The organism is Cupriavidus sp. 05N40 (genome assembly GCF_056397305.1).
Map to the genome: position 1 here is coordinate 1 of NZ_JBFTND010000090.1, position 18220 is coordinate 18220.

Annotated in this window: 8 protein-coding genes and 1 pseudogene; 8 read left to right on the top strand and 1 reads right to left on the bottom strand. The window is 68.7% G+C overall.

The genetic code is table 11. The annotated features are described in order from the left end of the window. The 3 genes and pseudogenes from AC1DO7_RS21285 to AC1DO7_RS21295 form a co-directional block, all read left to right on the top strand. Positions 1 to 853 (top strand): annotated as a pseudogene (locus tag AC1DO7_RS21285) (DUF802 domain-containing protein); the annotation flags it as partial. Next, on the top strand, positions 850 to 1497 hold the full coding sequence (locus AC1DO7_RS21290) for an OmpA family protein (RefSeq protein ID WP_441622469.1): 648 nt from the start codon (positions 850 to 852) through the stop codon (positions 1495 to 1497). The pseudogene AC1DO7_RS21285 and the gene AC1DO7_RS21290, both read left to right, overlap by 4 nt. Further along, positions 1490 to 2206 carry a DUF2894 domain-containing protein gene (locus tag AC1DO7_RS21295; RefSeq protein ID WP_441622471.1) on the top strand — a complete coding sequence of 239 codons (717 nt, stop codon included), beginning with the start codon at positions 1490 to 1492 and terminating at the stop codon, positions 2204 to 2206. Before AC1DO7_RS21290 ends, AC1DO7_RS21295 begins: the two co-directional genes overlap by 8 nt. A gap of 27 nt (positions 2207 to 2233) precedes the next feature. On the opposite strand, the gene AC1DO7_RS21300 is transcribed toward AC1DO7_RS21295, so the two are convergent. Continuing rightward, complete coding sequence (locus tag AC1DO7_RS21300; RefSeq protein ID WP_441622509.1) at positions 2234 to 2710, bottom strand: lecithin retinol acyltransferase family protein; 477 nt, start codon at positions 2708 to 2710, stop codon at positions 2234 to 2236. A 346-nt stretch (positions 2711 to 3056) separates the two neighbouring features. Here AC1DO7_RS21300 and AC1DO7_RS21305 point away from each other — a divergent pair, with 346 nt between their 5' ends. The 5 genes from AC1DO7_RS21305 to AC1DO7_RS21325 all read left to right on the top strand — a co-directional run bounded on the left by AC1DO7_RS21305 (position 3057) and on the right by AC1DO7_RS21325 (position 17850). Continuing rightward, on the top strand, positions 3057 to 7016 hold the full coding sequence (locus tag AC1DO7_RS21305) for a Tc toxin subunit A-related protein (RefSeq protein WP_441622473.1): 3960 nt from the start codon (positions 3057 to 3059) through the stop codon (positions 7014 to 7016). Positions 7017 to 7035: 19 nt separating this feature from the next. Then, a complete protein-coding gene (locus tag AC1DO7_RS21310) occupies positions 7036 to 13023 on the top strand; it encodes a toxin TcdB middle/N-terminal domain-containing protein (RefSeq protein WP_477116536.1) in 5988 nt (1995 codons plus the stop codon). Positions 13024 to 13220: 197 nt separating this feature from the next. Further along, the gene (gene metE, locus AC1DO7_RS21315; RefSeq protein WP_441622477.1) at positions 13221 to 15515 is read left to right on the top strand and encodes a 5-methyltetrahydropteroyltriglutamate--homocysteine S-methyltransferase; all 2295 of its coding nucleotides are present in this window, start codon (positions 13221 to 13223) and stop codon (positions 15513 to 15515) included. Between the two features lie 259 nt (positions 15516 to 15774). Next, the gene (locus AC1DO7_RS21320; protein ID WP_441622479.1) at positions 15775 to 16761 is read left to right on the top strand and encodes a tripartite tricarboxylate transporter substrate binding protein; all 987 of its coding nucleotides are present in this window, start codon (positions 15775 to 15777) and stop codon (positions 16759 to 16761) included. Between the two features lie 111 nt (positions 16762 to 16872). Then, the gene (locus AC1DO7_RS21325) at positions 16873 to 17850 is read left to right on the top strand and encodes a D-2-hydroxyacid dehydrogenase family protein (protein WP_477116537.1); all 978 of its coding nucleotides are present in this window, start codon (positions 16873 to 16875) and stop codon (positions 17848 to 17850) included. Positions 17851 to 18220 lie beyond the last annotated feature (370 nt).

Genomic DNA, 18220 nt, shown 5'->3' on the forward strand with positions numbered 1-18220 from the left:
CGAAACGATCGCCGAGATCGACCGGCTGGTGCAAGCCGCCGCCGAGGCCCCCAAGGCTGCCGCGCAACTGCAGGCGGACCTGGCATCGCGGGACCAGCAGCGGCTGGCGGCCTGGACCGAGTCGCTCGCCGCGATGGCAGCCACGCTGCGCAAGGAATGGGAACAGACCAGCACGCAGACGGCGAGCCGGCAGCAGGAAATCTGCGAGACGCTGGCGCGGACCGCAAGCGATATCTCGTCCCGGACGCAGGCACACGCCAGCGAGACGATTGCCGAGATCGGCCGGCTGGTGCAAGCCGCCTCGGAAGCGCCCAGGGCCGCGGCCGACGTCATCGGCGAACTGCGCCAGAAGCTCTCCGACAGCCTGGCCCACGACAACGCGATACTGGAGGAGCGCAGCCGCCTGCTGGAAACGCTGGGCACCCTGCTCGATGCCGTGAATCACGCCTCCACCGAGCAACGGACGGCGGTCGACGCGCTGGTCGCCACGTCGGCCGAGCTGCTCGATCGCGTCGGCACCCGGTTCACCGACAAGGTCGAGGCCGAAACCGGGAAGCTCTCGGAAGTGGCCGCGCAGGTCACCGGCAGCGCCGTCGAGGTGGCGAGCCTGGGTGAAGCATTCGGCGTCGCCGTGCAGTCGTTTGGCGAGTCGAACGACAAGCTGGTGGCTCACCTGCAGCGCATCGAAGCGGCCATGGACAAGTCCATTTCGCGCAGCGACGAGCAACTTGCGTATTACGTGGCACAGGCCAGGGAAGTCATCGACCTGAGCATGCTGTCGCAAAAGCAGATCGTCGAAGACCTGCAACAGCTCGCCGGCGAGCGGGCATCCGCCGGCACCGAGGCAGCATGAGCGAGGACATCGACGGCGGGCTGGAGCCGGCAGTACCGACCTGGGCCGTCTTTGGCGATCTGATGTCGGTGCTGCTCGGGGCATTCGTTCTGATCCTGGTGGGCGTGATCGGCGTGCAGCTGGAACTCTCGACCCGGCTGGAGGAAGAGGTCAAGCGGCGGCAGGTGGAGACGCAGCGCCGCAAGGCCCTGGAAGACGCGCTGGCGGGGCCGCTGGCGGCGGGCCGGGTGACGCTGGTCAATGGACGTATCGGCATCAGCGGCAACGTGTTGTTTGCGCTGAATTCCGATCAGTTRCAGCCCGCGGGCCGGGACGTATTGAAGAGCCTCACCGGCCCGCTGTCCGCGTACCTCCAGGCCCGGGACGAAATCCTCATGGTCAGCGGCTTTACCGACGACAAGCAGATGCGCGAGGGCAACAGCCGGTTCGCCGACAACTGGGAGCTGTCGGCCCAGCGCGCATTGACCGTGACCCGCGCGCTGGTCGATGACGGTATTCCGTCGTCCTCGGTATTTGCGGCCGCGTTCGGCTCGGCACAGCCCGTGGCGTCGAATGCCGATGCCGTGGGGCAGGCGAAGAACCGCCGGGTGGAAATCGCGCCTATCCCCAGGCCATCCCGGGCGACGGTGAAGCCCCGTGAGTAATGACGAGACCCAGGCTGGCGGGAACGGTGGCGGCGGGACAAGCCACGCCCGGGCGACGCTCGACGCATGGCGCGAGCGCGGCGCCGATCGCCTCGATCCCATCCGCTTTCATTTCATGGACGCGCTCGACCGGCGGGCAGCCGGCCACGGCGGCCAGGCGCGGCGCCTCCTGGACGACCGGCTGTCCAAGCTGCTCAAGGCATATGGCGACGATCTCGAAAGCGCCGCACGCAAGCGTGGCGATGCCGCTGGCGCGCCCGCGGCACCCGCGCCCGCTCGCGGGGCGCTTGGCGAGCTTGTCGAATACATCGCCAGTCACGCCACCAGCCACGCCGCCGGCCGGCCGCCGGCTGACGGCGGCGGCGCGGCAGCAAGGGAGCCCCGGCCCGGACTAGCCGCCTTTCCCGAACTGGAGGTGCTCGATCATTTCAGGGAAACCTGGTCCAGGCTCAGGGTCAGTTCAGACCGGCAACTGCGGCAGTCGCAGCAGCAGGTTCCCGACAATGCCGGCCCGCTCAACTCGAACCACCTGGTGCACCGGGCGCTCTTGCTGATGCGGGAGCTGTCGCCAGGATATCTCCAGCAGTTCTTGTCGTACGTCGACGCCCTGTCGTGGATGGAGCAGATGAACGGCGCAGGCGCCTTGGCGGGCAAGGACGCCCCTCGCGCCGGGAATGCCAGGAAGAGTGTGCGGGGCAAATCACGCTAAGGCCATGCCGCGCCAGGCCGGCACGGGTCAGGCCACGGCAGTGCCGATGGGCCACATCGGCGAAGCCGACGCAAGGCATGCCGTGAGCAGGCATAGCGCGGTCCGCAGGGCCGCAACAGGGTCGATGAAGCACGCGCGCACCTGTTCGCTGCGGCTTTCGCCATAAAGGCACCAGGCACAGAAGTGCTCGCAGTTATTGGTCAGCAGCCTGTAGCGATTCTCGCCCAGCCGTGAGCGCGCACGCTGCGCGGCTTCGTTCGCGAGGTAGACCGGACGGGGGCCGGGCTCGACCGAAAGTGCGTGACCGCCGGCGAAACGCGCGACGCTGACTTCCTCTACGGGGCCGCAACGCAACGACCCGGAAAAACCGGCGTAGTGCACCACCTTGCCATCGCCCACATAGATGCCATGGTGGCTGTAGCCGTGCCGCGCCGTGACGAGATGGGCGCCGAGAGGCGGCTCCCTGTCGACACCGGGATGCCATTGATGCCATTGTGTCGGCATCGACTCTGCAGCAGTGCCTGGATAGCTGGTTGACTGGCCCATGATCGAACGCCCCGGGATCTGGTGACTTCGATCCAAGCGTAGCCATGGCAATGCATTAATGATAATTAAACGTTTTTCTCGTAAGCATAAGTATTTGCTTATGCTATGCCGCCAGGCACTGGATCCACCCGGGATCCTGGCGTCCCGCCCCTGAACAGTGGAGCCGCCGGCTTTCACCAGGGGCGGCGGTCGTCCCGCGGCTGGCCCTCTCCTACGAATCTTCCGTTCTTTCGACTAGGCTGTAGCGGTGCATGGCCCGTGGCCGTTCGCTGTCACGGCGTGAAATCGATCGCGGGAGCACAGGATGCCGACCTACCTGGCCGAGGTGTACACCACCAAGTCACTTTCCCTGGCAGCCATCCTCGACCCCACTTCGGACCTGCCGCTCGAACAGCGGATCCAGACCCATGTCCTCCAGGGCAACGCGGCGTTCTTCCGGCAGCGCTACGGCGAAGCGCTCTCGCACTATCTGGCCGCGTGGGGCCTGCTGCCGGTCCTGGTCTGGCCCGTCTTCCCACCTGTGATCGGCAAGCTCGCTCCCGAGCTGCTCTCCAGGCTTGAACTGGTCCAGCCGATCCTCGAAGCCAGTGCCAGCATCCATCGCCTGCGGCCATCCCTTGGCCCGACGGCGGACATCATGCCGCCCATCGAGCCGCCGCCGGGCGTGGCCGAACTGACCGAACGCTACGCCGGCGGCACCGGCAAGGCGCAGCGGTCCCAGGCCCTGAGCCTGACGCTGCTTCGGCAGGGCGAATTCGACCTGGCCCGCCGGCATGCCGAGGACGCGCTGGGCGCCGGCAACGAGGCGGAGCAGGGCGATGGCCATGCCATCCTGGCCGCCATCGCGCTGGCCAGCGGCGACATCGAAGGCGCGCAGGCCGGTTTTTCGCGGGCTGCCGAGACGTACCGCAACCTTCGCAGTCCCGGCGTAGCCGCCTCGATGGATCACAACCTTGGCGTCGTCAGCAGCCTCGCGGGCGATGGCGCCGGGGCCGCCACGCGGTTCGCCGCGGCGGTGAACCAGTTGCCGGCCCGGCTCGACTGGAGCGTGACCCAGGCGCTGAATCCGGGCAGTGCGTCCGTGACGCGGCCGGTCGGGACGGCGGGGCTGCCGCTGTTGCTCAGGAGCGGTGTGACGTGGCACCAGGTAGAGGTCGGCATGGTGGCACCGGTGATCGCGGTCGACGTCGCCGGGCGGGACGGGGCGATCACGATCGACCTGTCGGACAACGGCGCCGCCGCGCTCGAAACTGCGCTCTACCAGCCGCGCATCGATGCCGCCAGGCTGGTGGACCTCGGCATCGACCTCACCGTGCCGGGCATATTCATCTCCTACCTCGCCCAGGTGCGCGGCTTCGTGCTGCCGCTGGCGCTCGGCGATACCTATCATGCGCTGGGCCGCTACGACCTGGCGGCGAACTATTTCGTGCTCGCGCGCGACTATCGCTACCTGAACCTCGCCATCGAACGGCCCATGCTCTGGACCCGGCTGGCCCGCACCTACCTGGCCGAGGGCGACCGCTACTACCGGCAGCAGGACCCCGCCTCCGCGCGGCTCGCCTATGAGCGGATCGTCAAGGTCGTGCCCGGCGGCTACGTGATCGACGGCCCCCTCTACGCGGGCAGCTTCGCGCCGCTGGCGGCCGAGACGATGGCCTTGCTGAACGCCCCCGACTGGCTGCAATTCGATGGCATCGGGTACCAGCGGCGCATCCTCGTGCTGCAGGCGCTCGCCAGCCTCCAGCAGATCGCCAACGGCATCAACTATCTTGGCTTCCCGGACGACATCATCCCGATTCATCCGTGGCGCTACCTGCAGAACCAGGCGCGCTACTTCGCCAACCAGGCGGTCCAGGCCGAGCGGGCCTACCTCAATTTCAAGAGCACGGCGGAGAAGGAGGCATTCACCCGGCTCACCCTCGAACAGGCCGTGGCCGCGCAGCAGTCGGCGGTCAATGTCGAGAAGCAGAAGGTCGCCCTTGCCCAGGAGCAGGAGCGCGTGGCCAAGGAGACATCGGCGCTGGCTGCCCAGCGCATCGAGCAAGCGCAGGCGTCGCGGGACGACTACGAGGCCGTTGCCGAGCAAACCGCCTTCTATGACGAGATCAGTGCGCTTTATTCGGCGCCGGACGGCGGCGTGCATGTCGATCCGGACTTTGCCCAGCAGCTCGGCATCCAGCTCACCTATGTCCACGAGACCTATACCGGGATCACCGGCACGTCGGATTTCTACTATACGAAGGACGTGTCCAAGGGCGACATCCTGCGCACCATGAACCGCAGCCGCAACAAGGCCACCCGCGACCTCGAACTGCGCGACATGGACCGCAAGATCGACCAGCTCGGCGGGGACCTGGCCCTGGCCAATGCCCAGGCGAAGGTCGCCGCAAAGGGCGTCGGGGCAGCCCAGGCCCAGCAGCAGCTTGCCGAACTGCGCGCCGCCCAGGCAAAGAGCCAGCTCAATGCCTTCGAGGACCAGGAGCTGACCCCCGAGCTGTGGGACAACCTGGCCGAAGCCCAGCGCGAGATCAGCCGGCGCTACCTCGACTGGGCCATCGGCGCGGCGTTCCTGATGGAGCGCGCCTACGAGTTCGAATACGACACCACGGTGAACCGGATCCGCTTCGACTACGCGCGCAGCGAACTGGACGGCCTGATGGCCGCCGACCTGCTGCTCGCCGACATCGACCAGTTCAGCTACGACCGCCTGCTGGAGACCGCGAAGAAGGCGCCGGTCAAGGTCAGCATCGCCCTCGCGGACCGCTACCCGTTCCAGTTCCGCCGGGACTTCCAGCAGACCGGCCGGCTCGACTTCCAGACCGCGCTCGACGAATTCGACCGCTGGAACCCGGGCACCTACCGCCGCAAGCTGCGCCGCGTGGAAGTGGTGATCGAAGGGCTGGTCGGTGCCGACGGCCTGCACGGCACCCTGACCAGCAGCGGCATTTCCCTGGACCGCAACCGCAACGGCGCGGTCCAGACGCGCGTGCAGAAGGCGGAGACCATGATCCTGTCGCGCTTCGACCTGCGCGGCGATGGCTTCGTCTTCACCTCGACCGAGGAGCAGGTCCTTGCCGTGTTCGAGAACAGCGGCGTCGCCGGCGGCTGGGTCCTCGACCTGCCGCCGGAGGTGAACGACGTTGACTACCGCACCATCACCAACGTCCATCTTGTCCTCTACTACGACGCCTACTACAGCGGCCAGGTAGCGAGCGTGGTCAGGGCGGAGCTGGCGGCGGCCGGGCGCGACGAGCAGATGCTCGGGCTGTCGCTGCGCTTCCAGTTCCCGGACGAGTTCTTCAATTTCCAGTCCACCGGGGAAATGCGCTATGCCATCGACGAAGCGTACCTGCCCTTCAACCACACCGGGCCGACAGTCCGTGACCTCTATCTGAACCTCGAGACCGTCGAGGGCGCATCCCCGGCGAACCTGACCGTGACGGTCGAGCTGGACGGGACCAGCGCCAACGCGGTGACCGACGCGAACGGACTGGTCGGCACCGCCGATGCGGCACTCGCGGGTTTGCGCGGCCGCCCGCTCGCGGGCACGTGGGTCATCCGGATCGACCCGGGGCTCAACGCTGCCGCCTTTGCCGCCGGGTTTGGCTGGGACAAGATCCGCAATGTCGCTGTCTTTGCCAACTACACGTACGTGCCGCGCGGCCGCACGGTGACGCAAGGCGATTTCGGCGCCGACCCGCTGGCGGGCTTCGAGATCGTCGACGATCCGGGGGCCACCGATGGCGGCCCCGGGGCGTGGAGCTACGACCCGGCAGGCAAGCGCGTCCTGCAGCAATCGGGCCTGCACGCGGCCGCCCTGGAGGATGCCGGCGCGGCCAAGCCGGGCGCCATGCTGGTCGGCAGGACGGATGCCGGCTGGCCGGCGCGCCGGGACCTGGTCCTGCGCACGCGCCTCGCCTCTGACCACGACGGCATTGGCGTGGTCTTCCGCTACCAGGATGCGGACAATTTCTACTACTTCCTGATGGATGCCACGCTGGGCTACCGCCGGCTCGGCAAGAAGGTGGCCGGCGTCTTTGCCGAGCTCGACACGCCCGCCGTGGATGCGGCCGCCGGCTATGACGCCGGGCGGACATACCAGCTCAGCGTGGCCGTGGTCGACAACGCGCTGGTGGCCGCACTCGACGGCGTGCCGGTGCTCGCGGGGCGCGATGCGTCGATACCGGTGGGCGGGCGGGTTGGCTTGCTGGCCTGGAAGAACCCGACCGCGCGGTTCCTTGACCTGGCCGTGCGGGATGCATAGCCGCCTGTGAGGAGGCGTCATGGCGCACTTGTCCGGCGTGTCCACCCTGGGCGTCAGCCTGCCCAAAGGCGGCGGCGACGTGCGCGGGCTGGGCGGCAACTTCGTGGCCGACTATAACCGCGGCACCGGCAGCTATGTCCTGGACCTGCGCCTGCCGGCAGGTCCGGCAGGCATCCGGCCGGCGCTGGCGCTGGCCTACAACTCCGGCGGGGCCAACGGCGCCTTTGGCCTTGGCTGGGCGCTGGGCGTGCCGTCGATCCACCGCGACGGCGAGCGCCGCTTMGTGCGCTACGACGACACCGACGGCTTCCGCCTCGACCTGCACGGCGAACTCGTGCGGCTCGCCGACGGGCGCTGGCGCCCCCGCTATGACGAACTGTTCGCCCGCATCGAGCGCGGCGACCACTGGGAAATATTCCCGAAGGAGGGCGGCGTCCAGCGCTATGGCGTGGACAGCGAGGCGCGCATCGTCCACCCCGACCATCCGGACCGCATCCTGGCGTGGGCGCTGCAGGAGGCCGAGGACCGCAACGGCAACCAGATCCGCTACCGCTATGTCGCCGATGGCAACAACCGCTATCTCGGCGAGGTGGCCTACGGAGCCTACCGCGTGGTCCTTGCCTACGCGCCGCGGCCCGATGTGTTCGCCACGGCGAGGCACGGCTTCCCGGTCACGACGGCGTTGCGCTGCACGTCGATCGAGATCCATTGTGACCGGCTCGCCGGCCAGAGCCTGATCCGCCGCTACGCGCTGAGCTATGCCGAGCCCGCCGAGACGCCGCTGTCGCTGCTGCGGCAGATCCAGCTGACCGGCCATCGCGCCGGCGAGACGGCCACCATGCCGCCGCTCACCTTCGGCTACACCAGCTTCAGGCCAGAGACCGGCCGGTGCCGCCCGCTGGTCAACCCGCTGGGCTTTGCGCTGGCGCCGCTCGGCTTGCCCGGCACCGACCTGCTCGACTGCACCGGCGACGGCCTGCCGGACATCGTGCAGATCGACGACCAGCGCCATTGCTACTGGGCCAATCGCGGCGATGGCAGCTTCGATGCGCCACGGCAGATCCGCAGCCTGCCCGACGGCGCGCACCTCGGCGCGCCCGGGACCAGCTTCGGCGACGCCGATGGCGACGGCGCCGCCGACCTGCTGGTGACCGAGGGCCCGCACACCGGCTATTTTCCCAAGACCGGCCCGGCCACATGGGGGCCGTTCCAGCGCTACCGCCGGGCTCCGGCCTACAGCCTGCGCGATCCCAACAACCGCCTCGTGGATCTCGATGCCGACGGACAGGTGGACCTGCTGCGCACCACGCCATCGGCCTTCGTCCTGCATCTCAACCGTGGCAGCGAGGGCTGGGAGTCGCTGCCGCCGATCCCGCGCGTGCGGGATATCGATGCCTTTCCCGACGTGTCGCTCGCGGACCCGCGTGTCCAGCTTGCCGACATGACGGGGGACGGCCTGGCCGACATCGTCCTGGTCAGGTCCGGCGAGGTGTCCTACTGGCCGTACGAAGGCCTCGGCCGCTGGGGCAGGCGGCGGGTGCTCGCCGGCTCCCCGGCCTTCGCGCGGCCCGAACAGCCGCGCCGCATCTTCCTGAGCGACGTCAACGGCGACGGGCTGGCCGATCTCGTCGTCGTGGAAGGCGATGTCGTGACGGTCTGGATCAACCGCACCGGTACCGGCTTTGCCGCGCCTGTCCGGCTCGGGAACGCGCCGCCGAGCGGCGGGGCCGACGTGCGGATGGCCGACATGCTCGGTGCGGGGACGGCCGGCGTGCTGTGGAGCTACGAGTCGGAGCGGCGCCCGCGTACGCGCTACTTCTTCCTTGACCTCGGGGGCGACGAGAAGCCCTACCTGCTGTCGGCCATCGACAACGGCCTGGGCAAGCACACGCGCATCCGCTACAGCAGTTCGAGCCAGTTTGCCGCGCGTGACCGGGCCGAAGGGCATCCCTGGAACACCTTCCTGCCGTTTCCGGTGCAGGTGGTCGCCGAGGTCCGGCAGGAGGATCCGCTGGCGGGCCTGTCCACATGGCAGGAGATTCGCTATCACGAAGGCGTCTACGACGGGCGCGAGCGGCGCTTCGCCGGCTTCGGCCGCGTCGAGCTGGTCGATCATGGCGACGCCACGGCGCCGGCTCTGCTGACGGCGATGCGCTTCGATGCGACGCCGACGGACGGCCTGGGCCGCGACGAACGCGCGCTGGCCGTCGCCCGCTGGGGAAAGATGCTGGAGACCACGCAAGGCCCGCCAGGCGGTCCGGTGATGCGCCGCTCGAGCAGTGCGTGGGCGGCAAATGTCGCCGAACACGGCACCGACGGCACGCCGGTCGCCACGGTGCACCGTCACACCATCCGCAACGAGGCCCCGGGCGGGGCGGAGGGGCCGGTGGTCATCGAGCATCTTTACGCGTTCGACGACAGCGGCAACGTCACGCGAGACCAGATGTCGGCCAACGGCCCGGCGCCGCTGACGCTGGTCAGCGAGGTCGAATTCGCGCGCACGCCGGATGGACGGCCGAGCGCGCTGCCGTCGCGGGTGACCGAGCGGCGCGGCGACGGCGCCCTGGTGCGCGAGCGCCGCTACTACTACGATGGCGAGCCATTCACCGGACTCCCGCCCGGCCAGGCGACCACCGGCAATCTTGTCCGCCAAAGCGTGCGCGTGCTCGACGAGCCAGACTTCGCCGCCCACTACGGCGCCGAAGGGCTGGATGCCGCCGCGCTCGGCTACCGGACCGAGGACGGCGCAGTCTGGTCCGACGCCGGCCGCTACAGCTATGACGCCCGCGGCAACCTCGCCGCCACCCGCGATCCGCTCGGCCACGAAACCACGCTGGCGAGCGATGCCGCCGGGGTCTTTCCCGTCCGGCTCCAGAATGCGGCCGGCCATGTCACCCGCTTGCGCTGGGACGACGCGGCGCTCCAGCCGGACGAGATGACGGACGCCAACGGCGCGGTCTGGCGCTTCGGCTTCGACGCGCTGGGCCGCGTCACCGCGCTCGCCTTCCCGGGCGACTCGCTTGCCGATCCGGGCGAGACCGTGTCGTACCACCTTGATGCGTCACCGCCCTATGTCGAGCTGCAGCAGAAACTGGCCGACGGCATGCCGCCGCTGCGGCGACGCGTATTCCATGACGGCAGCGGGCAGGTGCGGCAGACCCGGGCCATGATCGACGAGGCCAGCGTGCTGGTGTCGGCGTTCGAGTCGCTGAACAGCCGCGGCTGGGTTGCCAGCCGCGGCGAGCCGTCCATTGCCGGCTCGCTGGACTTCGGGCCGGTGCCCGCGGGCGGGGTCACGACGTTGCAGTACGACGCGATTGGCCGGGTCGTGTCTGCCGGACTGCCCGGCGGGCGCAGCACGCGCTCGCTCTACGAGCCATTCCGCACGGTCACCTACGACGCCAACGATACCGACGCGTCGCCCGCGAACGTCGCCCGCGGCTTCTTCGATACGCCGACCATCCACCGCCTGGACGGCCAGGGGCGGCTGGTCGGCGTTACCGAGCTCCACGACGGGCTGATCACGAGCCATGCCTACCGCTACGACGAGGCCGGGCAACTCGTCGAGGCAACCGGCCCGGCGGGTGGCCGCATGCTGGGCCAGCGCTTCGATCTCGCGGGCAACCGGCTCGCCCTCGACCATGTGGACGCGGGCAGCCACCTGTTTTACTACGATGCCGGCGGGCAACTGGTGCGCAGCGCCGACGCTGCCGGCCGGCGCATCGCCATCGCCCGCGACGCGCTCGGTCGGCCGACCGGCACGGCGGTAGATGGCATGCTGGCGCAGAACCTGGTGTATGACGCACCGGACCTGCCCAACGCCTTGGGCCGGCTGAGCACCGCCCACGACGAGGCGGGCGAATGGGCCTTCGAATACGATTCCCGGGGTCGGCCTACGCGCCGCACGCTGAGCGCGCCTGGCCGGAGCTGGACGCTGGAGCACCGCTATCAGGCCAATGGCCAGGTCGCCGCCATCCGCTATCCGGACGGCGCCGAGGTCACGTTCCAGTACGACCGGGCCGGCCGGCTTGCCGCCGTGCCGGGCGCACTCGACGCGCTGACATACGACGCGCACGGCCGCCGGACGTCGATGCGCGCCGCGAACGGCGTGCAGACCCTGCTCGACTACGATCCGCTGACGCGCTTCCTGGCCCGCCTGCGTGTGCTCGGCCCGGCGGGGGAGGTGCTGCACGACCTGAGCTACGACCGCGACAACGTCGGCAACGTGCTGGGCCAGCGCGATGGCCGCCCGCCCGGCCCCGACGCACCGCACCCGCGCCGCTTCATCCTGGATGGCCGCTACCGGCTGCTCGAAGTGGACGGCGGGGGATCGGCCGCCGTCGGCGCCTACGTGCGGCGCTACGCCTACGATGCCGCCAACAACGTCGTGGTCTACCCGACCCACGCCGCCGCGCCCATCGTCTACGCGCCGCCCGGCAGCAACCGCATCGCCGGCATCCTGGACGGCGGCAACCTCGTCCCCCTCTACGCGCACGATGCGAACGGCAACGTCGTGCGCTTGCCGGGACGCGACCTGATGTTTGACGCCTTCGGCCGGCTGGCCGGCGTCCAGCGCGCGGACGGCGCCACGGTCGCCTATCGCTACAACGCCGTCGGCGAGCGCGTCTGGCGCACGGCAACCGTCGCCGGTGCGGCGCGCCGCACGCTGTTCCTGGCGGGCCTCTACGAGGAGGACGACGACGGCGCGGTGCGCCGCTACCTGTGCGCCGGCGGCGCGCCGATCGCCATCGACCAGGCCGGCGGGCGGACCTGGCTCCACGGCAACGAACTGGGACACGTCATGGTACTGACGGATGCGGCCGGCGCCCTGGCGGGCAGCCGCTTCTTCCATCCCTTCGGCGAGGCGGGGGGAGCCGGCGGGGTGGCGGTGCCATGCGCGTTCGGCGGGAAGATCCTCGATGAGATCAGCGGCCTGTATCACTTCGGAGCACGCAATTACGCACCGGAGATAGGCCGCTTCGTCAGCCCGGACCCGCTCTACCTGACGGCGCCGGAGCTGGCCCTGGCAACCCCGGGGCTGCTTAACCTGTACGCCTACGCGGGGAACAACCCGATGGTCTACGTCGATCCCTCCGGCCTCTCGCCGCTCGGATCGGCGCTTGGCGGGCTGGTCGGTGGCATGGTCGGCGCGTTCGTGTTCGTGGTCTCGGCTGGCAATCCTGTCCTTGCGGGCATAACCGGCGGGCTGGCGGGCGGTGCCGTGGCCGGCGGCATCGACGGCGGCGCCAAGGGTGCCGTGGTGGGCGGACTGCTCGGCGCGCTCACCGGCGGCATAGGCGGTGGCGCGCTGTGGGGCATTTCCGCGCTGAGCGGCACCCTCCTCGGTACGACGGCGCGCCAGGCGGTCCTGGTGATGCTGAGCACGGCTGCGGCAGGCACCACCACCATCGCGGGCATGGCGCAGGTTGTCGATTCCGGCAACTGGGACATCCTGGCCGGGGCTGCGGCGGGGATTGCCGGCGCAATGATCGGGAGTGCCATCGGCAACGCCATCATGATGCGCAATGTCTGGGAGGACCCCAACAACTCACCGCGGGTAAAGCAAAACCAGCGCGAGGTCCAGGCCGCCCTGAACAACAAGGCCAACTTCGACAAGGTGAACTACGTCAGCAACATGAATCCGAGCGGAAGCGTCCTTGGCAGTCAGTTTCACGGAACGATCACCATGAACAAGGACAATATCGGCAACTCCTATCTCGAATATCGCAGCACGCAGGCGCACGAGTTGTACCACCAGTTCCAGGAACAGACCGTGGCGAATTTCGACCAGGCCTACAGGGCCGAGACTTCCTACGCGAGCAATCGCTTCGAGAATGCGGCGTTCGACTTCGAGATGCGGTTCATGCACTTCACGCCTTACCCTTTCCAGACCTACTCGCACGCGCTGGCGCCGGCTCTGGTCGCGGTCGCCCAGCCGGCCGGGTGGGAGGATCGCAAGAGCGGCGAAGACCGATGGCGAAACGTGTTCGCGCAACTGGGCATCTAGCCGGGCCGGGTGGCCCGCCACAAGGCGGTGCTGGCGCTGGCCGCCTGAGCCTCGGCATGCCCCCGGCGCGCGCAGGTTCCCAGGCCCGGCGCCCGTGCCTGATATGAGCCAGACTAATAACCTGATGAAATAATGCCAATTTATTTCATGTTTGCAAAGACCTATGATGGCCCTCGATCTTTACGGAGCGCTCCATCATGGCAATCACACACAACCTCGGCTTTCCGCGCATCGGCGCAAAGCGCGAACTGAAGTTTGCGCAAGAGTCCTACTGGAAGGGGCAATCCTCGCGCGACGAGCTGAAGGCGCTGGGTGCGCAGCTGCGGCAGCGGCACTGGGAAATCCAGGCTGGCCTCGACCTGGTGCCGGTAGGCGACTTTGCCTTCTACGACCAGGTGCTCGACATGAGTTTCACCCTTGGCAACCTGCCCGAGCGCGTGCGCGGCTTCCATGGCGATGCACTCGACAACTACTTCCGCGTGGCGCGCGGGCGCTCGGCCCGGGGTACCGAAGACCACAGCGCCTGCTGCGGCGGCGGCGTCGCCGCGGGCGAGATGACCAAGTGGTTCGACACCAACTATCACTACATCGTCCCTGAGTTCAGCGCGGCCACCGAGTTCTCGCTCGATAGCTCCCGCCTGCTGGAGCAGCTCGCGCAGGCACGGGCCCTCGGCGTGAAGGCCAAGCCTGTCATCATCGGTCCGGTCACCTACCTGTGGCTAGGCAAGGCCAAGGACGATTCGGACAAACTGGCGCTGCTGCCGCGTCTGCTGCCGGTCTATGCCGAGCTGCTCGCCGAGCTGGCCGCGCAAGGCATCGAATGGGTGCAGATCGACGAGCCGGCGCTGGTGACCGAACTCGGCGCGGCATGGCAGCAAGCCTTCGTCACGGCGTACCAGGCGTTGAAGCAGGGCAAGGTCAGGGTCTTGCTGGCGACCTACTTCGGGCAGCTGCTGGAAAATCTCCCGCTGGCGCTCGAACTGCCGGTGCAAGGCCTGCACCTCGATGCCATCAATGCGCGCGCCGAAGTGCAAGAGCTGGTGGCGAGGCTGCCCGCGGACAAGATACTGTCGCTGGGCGTGATCAACGGCCGCAACATCTGGAAGTCCGACCTGCTGGCGGTGCTCGACTGGCTGGAGCCGGTCCATGCACAGCTGGGCGACCGGCTGTGGGTGGCACCGTCCTGTTCGCTGCTGCATGTCCCGGTCGATCTCGACAGCGAACAGAAGCTCGACGCCGACATCCGCTCGTGGCTCGCCTTTGCCCAGCAGAAGCTCGACGAGCTGCAAGTCGTTGCCAGGGCGCTGAACCAGGGACGCGCAGCCGTGGCCGGCGCGCTGGCCGGCAACCAGGCCGCCATCGCCAGCCGTCGCGCCTCGCCCCGCGTGCACAATCCTGCCGTCAAGGCCGCCATCGCCAGGCTCGACGCCGCGCTCGGCAGGCGCGCCAGCCCCTATACGGCGCGCGCGCCCAAGCAAGCGGCCCTGCTGCAACTGCCGGCCTATCCGACCACCACCATCGGATCGTTCCCGCAGACCGGCGACATCCGCCAGGCACGCAGCAAGTTCCGCAGTGGCGAGCTCGACGAAGCCGGCTACAGGGCCGTGATGCAGGCCGAGATCGCCCGCAGCGTGCGCGAACAGGAGGCGCTTGGCCTGGATGTGCTGGTGCACGGCGAAGCCGAGCGCAACGACATGGTCGAGTACTTTGGCGAGCAACTCGACGGCTACGCCTTCAGCCAGTTCGGCTGGGTGCAGTCCTATGGCTCGCGTTGCGTGAAGCCGCCCATCCTGTTCGGCGACATCAGCCGCCCGAAGGCCATGACGGTGGCGTGGATCAAGTACGCGCAATCGCTGACCGCCAAGCCCATGAAGGGCATGCTGACCGGCCCGGTGACGATCCTGAACTGGTCCTTCGTGCGCGACGACCAGCCGCGCTCGGTGTCCTGCCACCAGCTCGCCCTTGCCATCCGCGAGGAGGTGCTGGACCTCGAGAAGGCCGGCGTGCGCGTGATCCAGATCGACGAGGCGGCGCTGCGCGAAGGCCTGCCGCTGCGCAAGGCCCAGTGGAGCGAGTACCTGCGCTGGGCGGTGGAGTCCTTCCGTATCACCGCCAATGGCGTGCAGGACGAGACCCAGATCCACACCCACATGTGCTATTCGGAGTTCAACGACATCATCGCGTCGATCGCCGACATGGACGCGGACGTCATCACCATCGAGACCTCCCGCTCCGATATGGAGCTGCTCGACGCGTTCGACAACTTCAGGTATCCGAACGAGATCGGCCCGGGCGTCTACGACATCCACTCGCCGAACATTCCGACGCAGGAGCACATCGTGCAACTGATGAAGAAGGCGGCAGAGCGTATTCCGGCCGAACGGCTGTGGGTGAATCCCGACTGCGGCCTGAAGACGCGCGCGTGGGAAGAGGTGATCCCGGCCCTGACCAATATGGTCGCGGCGGCCCAGGCCCTGCGGGCCGCCGTGTGACGCTGCGGGCTTGCGCCGCGCATCATGCCTTCCGGCCTTTTCTTTTCGTGTGGGCGAGGGCGTCGCAGGCTCGCGGGGCACCGGCGGTGCGGCATGCCGGGATACTCAATGTATGAGACAAGGCGCCCCGGGATCGGGGTGCAAACGCCCGCATTTCCATTGGCCGGAAATGACCGGTGGTTTTTACAGTAGCTTCTCCTAAACTCGGCCGAAATACGGCACGCCAGCATCGCTGGCGCCGAGAACAAGGAGACCTGGCATGGCCCACATTCTTCGTCGCCGCAGGGCGTTGCTGCTGGCCGCGCCCGCGGCATTCTGCGGCGCCTGGCTTGCGCGCGCGCAGGCTGGCGGCTTTCCGGACAAGCCGCTGCGGCTGGTGGTGCCGTTCGCCGCGGGTGGCCCCGTCGATGGCATCGCACGCATGCTTTCGCGCGAGATGGGTACCAGGCTGACGCAGCCGGTGGTGGTGGAAAACCGGCCGGGCGCCGGGGGCATCATCGGCCTCGGTGCCATTGCCAACGCGCCGGCCGATGGCTACAGCATGGTCCTGTCGTCGATCACCCTGGTCACGAATCCGGCGTTGATGCCGACGCTGCCTTTCGCGGCGGACCGGGACTTCGCGCCGGTCACGGTGGTCGGCTTCATCCCGCATGCGCTGGTGGTGCGCGGTGATTATCCGGCCCGCACGCTGCAGGACCTGGTCGACATGGCGCGCAAATCTCCCGGTACCATGAACTACGGTTCGTCCGGGAATGGGACCTCCGCCCATCTTGCCGGCGCGATGTTCGCGCAGCGCGCGGGCATCCGCGCCGTGCACGCGCCTTACCGCGGCGCCTCGCCGGCGCTGACCGATCTGCTGGGCGGGCAGATCCAGTTCATGTTCCTCGACGTGCCGACCGCCTTGCCTTACCTGAGGTCGGGCAAGCTGCGCGCCCTGGCGCTGGCCCCCAGTCGCGGGGCGTCGGTGCTGCCCGATGTCCCGACCATTGCCGCCTCCGGCTATCCCGGATTCGATATCCACGCCTGGTATGGCATCCTGGTCCGTAGCGGCACGCCGGCCGATATCCAGCAGCGGCTGTACCAGGAAGCGCGGCGCGCTATCCAGAGCGAGCCCGGGCAGCGCTACCTGAAGGCACAAGGCATCGAGCCCGGCGGCATGGCGCCGGCCGAGTTCGGCGAGCTGATCCGCAAGGACCTGGCCAGCTGGCGGGGCGTGGTCGAGCAACTGCATATCGCCCTCCAGTAAGCCCGACAAGCCCGACAAGCCCGACAAGCCCGACAAGCCCGACAAGCCCGACAAGCCCGATCATTCCAGCAATTCCAGCAATTCCAGCAAGATCCCTCCGGAGCCCCAATCATGCGAATTGTCATTCCCGACGACTACCAGCGCTGCGTCCGTGAGCTGCGCTGCTTTTCCCGGCTCGCCGGTCACGACGTCGCCGTCTTCCATGACAACGTCAAGACCCTCGATGCGCTGGCCGACCGCTTCGGCGCAGCCGACGCGCTGGTGCTGACGCGCGAGCGCACCCAGATCACGGCGGCCCTGCTCGACCGCCTGCCCGGGCTGCGGCTGATCAGCCAGACCGGCAAGGTCGCCGGGCATATCGACCTGGATGCCTGCACGGCGCGCGGGATCGCGGTGGCCGAGGGCACGGGGTCGGGCGCTGCCACGGCGGAGCTGACGTGGGCATTGATGCTGGCAAGCCGCCGCCACCTGGTCGCCGAGGTCAACCGGCTGCGCAGCGGCGGCTGGCAAGGCGCGCTGGGGCAGGAGTTGCGGGGCCAGCGGCTTGGCGTCTGGAGCTATGGCCGCATCGGCAGGCAGGTCGCCGCCTACGGCCGGGCCTTCGGCATGCAGGTCTGGGTGTGGGGCCGGGAAGGGTCGGTGGCGGACGCCCGGGCCGACGGTTTCGAGGTGGCGCCGTCGCGGGATGCCTTCTTTGCCGAAAGCGATATCATCAGCCTGCATATCCGGCTGAACGCCGAGACCGAGGGATTGATCGGCGCGGCCGACCTCGCGCGCATGCGCCCGACCGCGCTGCTGGTCAATACGAGCCGCGCGGAGCTGGTGGCGCCGGGGGCGCTGGCGGCGGCACTGCGCGCCGGCCRCCCGGGTTTTGCCGCGGTCGATGCCTACGAGCAAGAACCGGTGCTGGACGCCGGGCATCCCTTGCTCCATCTTGACAACGCGCTCTGCACCCCGCACATCGGCTTTGTCGAGCGCGACAACTATGAGGCGTACTTCGGCACCGCCTTCGACAACATCAACGCCTTCTTTGCGGGCTCGCCGCAGAACATCGCCAACCCCCAAGTCCTGGCGGCCCTGCGGGCCTGATGCGGCGAGGCTCGTTGCCGCATCCCCGGACGCCGGCGGACGCGCGAGCCTGAGCGCCGTGCCCGGCCAGGGGCGGCGGCGCCCGCCCGACGCGGCGGTTGGCGCCGCCGCCCCGATGGCCTCCCGGGCAGGCGGCCCGCATGGGTCGCGGTCTTCGGCACCACCATCCCCACCATCCCCACCATCCCGACCCACCCGCGTCATGGCACCCGGCCATGCGGCGCGGCCCTGATCATGCCCCTGCGTGCAATACTGGATGCATATACAGTGTTGCGCGGCGTGCGCGCGCTGGCAGGAAGGGCGAGCGTGGAATGCGGCCTGACACTTCCCACGCAGGCACCCGCGTGAGAGCATGCTGGCTCTGCCAGTT

Bases quoted from the DNA above. Each gene is read 5' to 3' on its own strand.
- AC1DO7_RS21300 (WP_441622509.1), bottom strand. From the start codon at position 2,710: ATGCCGACACAATGGCATCAATGGCATCCCGGTGTCGACAGGGAGCCG.
- AC1DO7_RS21305 (WP_441622473.1), top strand. From the start codon at position 3,057: ATGCCGACCTACCTGGCCGAGGTGTACACCACCAAGTCACTTTCCCTG.
- metE (WP_441622477.1), top strand. From the start codon at position 13,221: ATGGCAATCACACACAACCTCGGCTTTCCGCGCATCGGCGCAAAGCGC.
- AC1DO7_RS21320 (WP_441622479.1), top strand. From the start codon at position 15,775: ATGGCCCACATTCTTCGTCGCCGCAGGGCGTTGCTGCTGGCCGCGCCC.